A 6,924-nucleotide genomic window follows, 5' to 3' on the forward strand; every position below is an offset into this window, starting at 1 on the left:
CATGATGCCTCGATCTCTTTCGCAAACCGGCCCGGAGAAGCGACGCTTCACCTGGCCGAAGGGCACCCCGCAGATTATTGCCCTGCTGCTGGTTCTGCTGGTAGACAGCCTGGTGGCGCCCCATTTTTATCAGGTGGTGCTCCAGGATGGCCGCCTGTTTGGCAGCCCGATCGATATTCTCAACCGCGCCGCGCCGGTGGCGCTGCTGGCGATTGGCATGACGCTGGTGATCGCCACCGGCGGCATCGACCTGTCGGTAGGGGCGGTGATGGCGATTGCCGGCGCGACGGCCGCCTCGATGACCGTCGCCGGGCACAGCCTGCCGGTGGTGCTGTTGGCCGCGCTGGCCGCGGGCGCGCTGGCCGGATTGTGGAACGGCATCCTCGTGGCGGTCCTTAAGATCCAGCCCTTTGTGGCGACGCTGATCCTGATGGTGGCCGGGCGCGGGGTGGCGCAGTTGATCACCGCCGGGCAGATCGTCACCTTTGATTCCCCGGCCCTGGCGTGGCTCGGCAGCGGATCGTTTCTGCTGTTTCCGACGCCGGTGATCGTCGCCGCCGCTACGCTGCTGCTGTTCTGGCTGTTTACCCGTAAAACGGCGCTGGGCATGTTTATTGAGGCGGTAGGGATCAACATCCGCGCGGCGAAAAACGCCGGCGTCAATACCCGCATCGTGGTGATGCTGGCCTATGTCCTGAGCGGCGTCTGCGCGGCGATCGCCGGGATCATCGTGGCGGCGGACATCCGCGGCGCGGATGCCAATAACGCCGGGCTATGGCTTGAGCTGGACGCCATTCTGGCGGTGGTCATCGGCGGCGCCTCGCTGATGGGCGGGCGCTTTAACCTGCTGCTCTCGGTGGTGGGGGCGCTGATTATCCAGGGAATGAACACCGGGATTTTGCTCTCCGGCTTCCCGCCGGAGCTCAACCAGGTGGTGAAAGCGGTGGTGGTGCTGTGCGTACTGATTGTCCAGTCGCCGCGCTTTATCGGTTTACTGAAAGGGGTACGCGGCCATGATAAAACGTAATTTACCATTGATGATCACCCTTGCGGTGTTTGTGCTGGGCTACCTCTACTGCCTGACCCAGTTCCCCGGTTTTGCCTCAACGCGGGTGATCTGCAATATCCTGACGGATAACGCCTTCCTCGGGATCATCGCCGTGGGCATGACCTTTGTGATCCTCTCCGGCGGGATCGATCTGTCGGTGGGGTCGGTGATCGCCTTTACCGGCGTCTTCCTCGCCAAAGCGATTGGCTTTTGGGGAATCTCGCCGCTGGTGGCCTTTCCGCTGGTGCTGGTGATGGGCTGCGCCTTCGGCGCGTTTATGGGGCTGCTGATTGACGCCCTGAAGATCCCGGCCTTTATCATCACCCTCGCCGGCATGTTCTTCCTGCGCGGCGTGAGCTATCTGGTGTCAGAGGAGTCGATTCCGATTAACCATCCGGTGTACGACACCCTGTCCGGGCTGGCATGGACCATTCCTGGCGGCGGTCGTCTCAGCGCCATGGGACTGCTGATGCTGCTGGTGGTGGTGGCCGGTATTTTTGTCGCCCATCGCACCCGCTTTGGCAACCAGGTGTATGCCATCGGCGGCAACGCCATGTCGGCGAATCTGATGGGGATTTCGACTCGCAGCGCCACGATCCGTATCTATATGCTCTCCACCGGACTGGCGACGCTGGCTGGGATCGTCTTTTCCATTTATACCCAGGCGGGCTATGCGCTGGCGGGCGTCGGCGTCGAGCTGGATGCGATTGCCTCGGTGGTGATCGGCGGTACGCTGCTCAGCGGTGGCGTCGGTACCGTGCTGGGAACGCTGTTCGGGGTGGCGATCCAGGGGCTGATTCAGACCTACATCAACTTCGACGGCACCCTCAGCTCATGGTGGACGAAAATCGCCATCGGCATTTTGCTGTTTATCTTTATCGCGCTGCAGCGTGGGCTGACCGTGCTGTGGGAAAATCGGCAGAATGCGGCGGTGACGCGGGTGAGCGGGGCGGGGAGTCGCTAAGAAATGCTCCTCCCGCAGGCGCGGGAGGAGCGGGCAGGGCGCTTAGGCGTCCGGGAACGCTTTAATAAAGTTCTCGACGTCTTCTACCATGTGGTTGTTGCCGACGAAGAAGGAGCGACGCTGATGCAGGCTTTCCGGGATAATATCCAGAATACGCTCTTTACCGTCGCTGGCCTTACCGCCCGCCTGTTCGGCGAGGAAGGCCATCGGGTTGCATTCATACAGCAGGCGCAGCTTGCCTTCCGGGTGGCTGGCGGTGCTCGGATAGAGATAGATGCCGCCTTTCAGCAGGTTGCGGTGGAAGTCCGCCACCAGCGAGCCGATATAGCGTGAGGTATAAGGACGCTGAGTCGCTTTGTCCTCTTCCTGACAGTACTTAATGTACTTCTTCACGCCCTGCGGGAATTTGATGTAGTTGCCTTCGTTGATGGAGTAGGTATTGCCCTTCTCCGGGAAGCGCATGCGCTCCTGGCATAGACAGAAGACGCCAAGGGACGGGTCGTAGGTGAAGGCATGAACGCCGCAGCCGGTGGTATACACCAGCATCGTCGACGATCCGTAGACCACATAGCCCGCGGCCACCTGCTTGTTGCCCGGCTGCAGGAAGTCTTCTTCTGTCACCGGCGTGCCGACAGGCGTCACGCGACGGTAGATAGAGAAGATCGTACCGACAGAGACGTTAACGTCGATGTTAGAGGAGCCATCCAGAGGGTCCATCAGCACCACGTATTTGGCGTGTTCACACCCTTCGAAGACGACAATCTCATCTTCTTCTTCAGAGGCGATCCCGGCAACAATATCGCGTGCTCGCAGTGCGGCTTTTAATTTTTCATTAGCGAACAGATCGAGTTTTTGCTGAACCTCGCCCTGAACGTTTTCAGCACCGCTGGCACCCAGGATATCGACCAGACCGGCCTTATTGATATCGCGGTGGATGATCTTGGCGCCCAACTTTATTGCTGACAACAAAGCAGTCAGCTCACCGGTGGCGTGGGAGAACTCGTGCTGCTTTTCAACAATAAACTCACCTAACGTTTTCATAACTCGTTCCCTGCATTTTTATGTTGAGTAAAACGAACGCAACAATCTTAACAAAGAATCAAAAAAGTGCGCACAGGTGAATCGCGCCAGCAAAATACAGATTCGCCTGAAATGCATTTCGCCAGGGCCCGGGATATGGGTAAAATGTGCCCCGGATAAGAAAAGGAAATGACGAATGCGCATTCATATTTTAGGAATCTGTGGCACGTTTATGGGGGGGCTGGCCATGCTGGCGCGCTCCCTCGGTCATGAGGTAACGGGGTCGGATGCTAACGTCTATCCGCCGATGAGCACCCTGCTGGAAAACCAGGGGATTGATTTAATTCAGGGCTATGACCCCAGCCAGCTGGAGCCCCGGCCGGACCTGGTGATCATCGGTAACGCCATGACTCGCGGCAACCCGTGCGTTGAAGCGGTGCTGGAAAATAATATTCCCTATATGTCCGGCCCGCAGTGGCTACACGACTTCGTGCTGCGCGATCGCTGGGTGCTGGCCGTCGCCGGGACCCACGGCAAAACCACCACTGCCGGCATGGCGACCTGGATCCTTGAAGCCTGCGGCTATAAACCGGGGTTCGTGATTGGCGGCGTTCCGGGCAATTTCGACGTCTCCGCGCGCCTGGGCGACAGCCCGTTCTTCGTCATTGAAGCCGACGAATATGACTGCGCCTTCTTCGACAAGCGCTCCAAGTTTGTTCACTACTGCCCGCGGACGCTGATCCTCAACAACCTTGAGTTCGACCACGCGGACATCTTTGATGACCTGAAGGCGATTCAGAAACAATTCCACCATCTGGTGCGCATCGTGCCGGGCAAAGGCAAAATTATCCTGCCGGAGAACGACATCAACCTGAAGCAGGTGATGGCGATGGGCTGCTGGAGCGAGCAGGAGCTGGTGGGCGAGCAGGGCCACTGGCAGGCGAAAAAACTGAACGCCGACGCCTCGCAGTGGGAAGTCTTACTCGACGGCGAAAAGGTCGGCGAAGTGAAGTGGGCGCTGGTCGGCGAGCATAATATGCATAACGGCCTGATGGCGATTGCCGCGGCGCGTCACGTCGGCGTGCTGCCGGCGGATGCCGCGAACGCGCTGGGCAGCTTTATCAACGCCCGCCGTCGCCTGGAGCTGCGCGGCGAAGCCAACGGCGTCACCGTGTATGATGATTTCGCCCATCATCCGACGGCAATCCTCGCCACGCTGCAGGCGCTGCGCGGTAAAGTAGGCGGTACCGCGCGCATTCTCGCCGTGCTGGAGCCGCGCTCTAACACCATGAAAATGGGCGTCTGCAAGGACGATCTGGCGCCGTCTCTCGGCCGCGCCGATGAAGTGTTCCTCCTGCAGCCGCAGCATATTCCGTGGCAGGTGGCGGAAGTGGCGGAAGCCTGCGTCCAGCCGGCCCACTGGAGCGCCGACGTCGATACCCTGGCGGAGATGGTGGTCAAAACCGCCCACCCGGGCGACCATATCCTGGTGATGAGCAACGGCGGCTTCGGCGGTATTCATCAGAAGCTGCTGGATAAGCTGGCGCAAAAAGCGGCCGCGGCTGAATAAGCGCGTACGCCTCCGGTAACTGCCCTCCGCGTGAGGGCAGTTTTATTTTAGCTACCAGGAATTGTGTGATGCTGACCTGCGAAAGCGTACGTCCTACCGACTCGCCCCATTTCGCCATGCTGGACGCGCTTTACGCGCGCGCCTTTCCGTGGCACGAGCAGCGCGAAAGCGAGGCCAAACGTCAGGCGCTGAGCCACCCGCGCTACGCGCTGGAAGCATGGTTCGATGAAGGCGTCTTTGTCGGCCTCAGCGGCTGCTGGCAGTTTGCCGGCTACGGTTATATCGAACATCTGGCGATTGACGACACGCTGCGCTCCCGCGGCTATGGTAAACAGCTGCTGGCGCAGATCCTGACGCGCGCCCCGCTGACCATTCTGGAAATCGATCCGCTAACCACGGCCATCGCCCATAAACGGCTGCGCTTTTATCAGTCGATGGGGTTCCATGCTAATCCCTGGGCGCATCATCACCCGAGCAATCATCAGGGCATTGCGGATCATGAGCTGCTGGTGCTGAGCTACCCGCAGCCGATCGATGAGCGGCAGTATCAGCAGTTTGCCCGGGATCTCGGGCACGAGGTGATGGGGCGGGAGTAGCCCGGCTCGGCGTACCGCTCCGGGCATTCGACTGGCGGCGCTGTTACTCTTTGGCGATCGGCGTCTCGTTCTCCGCGACTTTGTTATCGCCCTGAATCTGCGCGATTTTCTGCTCAACGGCGGCTACCTGGGCGCTATCGTGCAGCAGGGTGTAGGTTAGATCAAACTGCGCGCTGGCGCCCGGCTGCAGCTGCTTCACGCGTTTATGCTCGCGTTCAATGGTCACCGGATAGGCGTAGCTGGTCCCCGGCTCGATACCGGTGACATAGCCCTGCTTGACGGTATCGGTGTTTTTCCACAGCGTCAGGACCGGCAGCTGACGGGTATCAAACTGAATAGAGGCCCCTTTATCGCCCGCTTTGTTGACCACCGCGGCCAGGGTCTGGTGATTTTCATCGGCCAGCGGCTGAATATTAAATACCATCTCGTCAAAATCTTTGGTCGGTCCCTGATAGGTCTGCCAGGTTTTTAACCCGCTCTTCGCGTAATCATTGAACGGGCTGATGCTGGACATCGGGGCGAGGAAGCGCGCGCCTTCTTCGAGGATCGGGGTGCCGAAGTTGCTGTGGTAGATGATCTGATAATCATGCGGATAGTCGGCATGGTTGGTTAAGACGTCATGTAAGCTGAAGCTGTTGCTACCCGGCACGTAGCGCAGTTCGGTCAGGGTCTGCAGATCGGCTTTTTTAAAGGTGCTTTCTTTCACCAGCCCGCGGATGCGGATTTCATACGGCGCGCTGTCGGCCACCTCCACCTCCACCAGAGAGGCCGGCGTGTTGCCCGCCTTGCCGTGTAGGGTATAAATTTGCCCGTCCGCGGTCACCGGATGGCCGGTCCATTCATAGCCGCAGCGGACCATCATCTCGTTGAATCCTTCCAGCCAGCCGAGGCCATTGCGGCTTTCCAGGTTGATAAACGCCGGGTTGACGACCTCTTTAACCGGCGAATCCCAGCCCATCCGGCTGCCGAAACCCTCAATACGCAGTAAGTTCATGCCGCGTGTCGGGCTCAAGGTAATGGTCAGGCCGTCTTTACTATGAATGGTGAGGATTTTGCTGCCTTCCTGCTTACCACCGTGCAGGACTTTTTGCTCAATGCTGAACGCATGGTCTTTCACCTTCAGCTGATCGCTGTTGATCTGCCAGTTTCCTTTATCCATCCCCTCTTCAGCGTTCGTCAGCACCCATGTTTTTGCCACGGCCGAGCCGGAAACCAGCAGGGCGATCGTCGTCAGAACCAATGTCTTTTTCATTTTTATTCCCTTTTTGCTGAATCGATTGTGTCATTGACGTGTGAAATCTACCGGCATGGGGGTGATTAAAATGTGAAGCGCCTCACCTGGTGAGAAAGTGGCCGTTTTTATGATGTTAAATGAGATAAAAGTCGTATTATTTTGCTGAGTAATACGTATTTATCACCAGGATATGTGATCTACATTGTTTTTAGCTTTAACGATTCAGCTTGATAAATCAGGCTATAAACAAACGTATCGTCGTGTGGATGAGGGGATTCAGGCGATGCGACGGGAATCCCCCTGCTGGCGCAAGCCTTAGAACAGGGGTGAAGGTAGGCCGGATAAGGCGTTAGCCGCCATCCGGCACAACGACGGGAACGGAGTCTGGTACAGCTTGCCCGGCGGCGCTGCGCTTGCGCGGGCCTACGGTGTTGCGTAACCGTTTGATATACAGGGAGCCGTAGCCCGGATAAGGCGCAGCGCGCCGCCATC

Annotated in this window: 7 protein-coding genes; 5 read left to right on the forward strand and 2 right to left on the reverse strand. The window is 58.7% G+C overall.

Going from position 1 to position 6,924, the window contains the following annotated elements; genetic code table 11:
* Position 1 precedes the first annotated feature (1 nt).
* Both ytfT and yjfF read left to right on the forward strand, forming a co-directional pair.
* On the forward strand, positions 2 to 1,027 hold the full coding sequence (ytfT, locus tag HMPREF3140_RS18430; RefSeq protein ID WP_004152011.1) for a galactofuranose ABC transporter, ATP-binding protein YtfT: 1,026 nt from the start codon (positions 2 to 4) through the stop codon (positions 1,025 to 1,027).
* Positions 1,014 to 2,012 carry a galactofuranose ABC transporter, permease protein YjfF gene (gene yjfF / locus HMPREF3140_RS18435; protein ID WP_004178367.1) on the forward strand — a complete coding sequence of 333 codons (999 nt, stop codon included), beginning with the start codon at positions 1,014 to 1,016 and terminating at the stop codon, positions 2,010 to 2,012. The genes ytfT and yjfF overlap by 14 nt, the downstream gene beginning before the upstream one ends.
* 42 nt (positions 2,013 to 2,054) lie before the next feature.
* Here the strand turns inward: yjfF and fbp are convergent, their stop codons facing one another.
* The gene (gene fbp / locus HMPREF3140_RS18440; protein ID WP_002886827.1) at positions 2,055 to 3,053 is read right to left on the reverse strand and encodes a class 1 fructose-bisphosphatase; all 999 of its coding nucleotides are present in this window, start codon (positions 3,051 to 3,053) and stop codon (positions 2,055 to 2,057) included.
* A gap of 175 nt (positions 3,054 to 3,228) precedes the next feature.
* On the opposite strand from fbp, the gene mpl reads away from it, so the two are divergent.
* Both mpl and HMPREF3140_RS18450 read left to right on the forward strand, forming a co-directional pair.
* Positions 3,229 to 4,602 carry a UDP-N-acetylmuramate:L-alanyl-gamma-D-glutamyl-meso-diaminopimelate ligase gene (mpl, locus tag HMPREF3140_RS18445; RefSeq protein WP_002886886.1) on the forward strand — a complete coding sequence of 458 codons (1,374 nt, stop codon included), beginning with the start codon at positions 3,229 to 3,231 and terminating at the stop codon, positions 4,600 to 4,602.
* 68 nt (positions 4,603 to 4,670) lie between these two features.
* Positions 4,671 to 5,198: a GNAT family N-acetyltransferase gene (locus HMPREF3140_RS18450; protein WP_070553058.1), complete on the forward strand. Its 528-nt coding sequence runs from the start codon at positions 4,671 to 4,673 to the stop codon at positions 5,196 to 5,198.
* Between the two features lie 43 nt (positions 5,199 to 5,241).
* Here HMPREF3140_RS18450 and HMPREF3140_RS18455 read toward each other — a convergent pair whose 3' ends face one another.
* On the reverse strand, positions 5,242 to 6,450 hold the full coding sequence (locus HMPREF3140_RS18455) for an aldose 1-epimerase family protein (RefSeq protein WP_032412851.1): 1,209 nt from the start codon (positions 6,448 to 6,450) through the stop codon (positions 5,242 to 5,244).
* 184 nt (positions 6,451 to 6,634) lie between these two features.
* Here HMPREF3140_RS18455 and HMPREF3140_RS28870 point away from each other — a divergent pair, with 184 nt between their 5' ends.
* Positions 6,635 to 6,751, forward strand: a complete 117-nt coding sequence (locus HMPREF3140_RS28870; RefSeq protein WP_014342865.1) for a hypothetical protein — start codon at positions 6,635 to 6,637, stop codon at positions 6,749 to 6,751.
* Positions 6,752 to 6,924: the final 173 nt, after the last annotated feature.

This window comes from Klebsiella sp. HMSC16A12, from assembly GCF_001808265.1.
Classification (GTDB): domain Bacteria; phylum Pseudomonadota; class Gammaproteobacteria; order Enterobacterales; family Enterobacteriaceae; genus Klebsiella; species Klebsiella pneumoniae.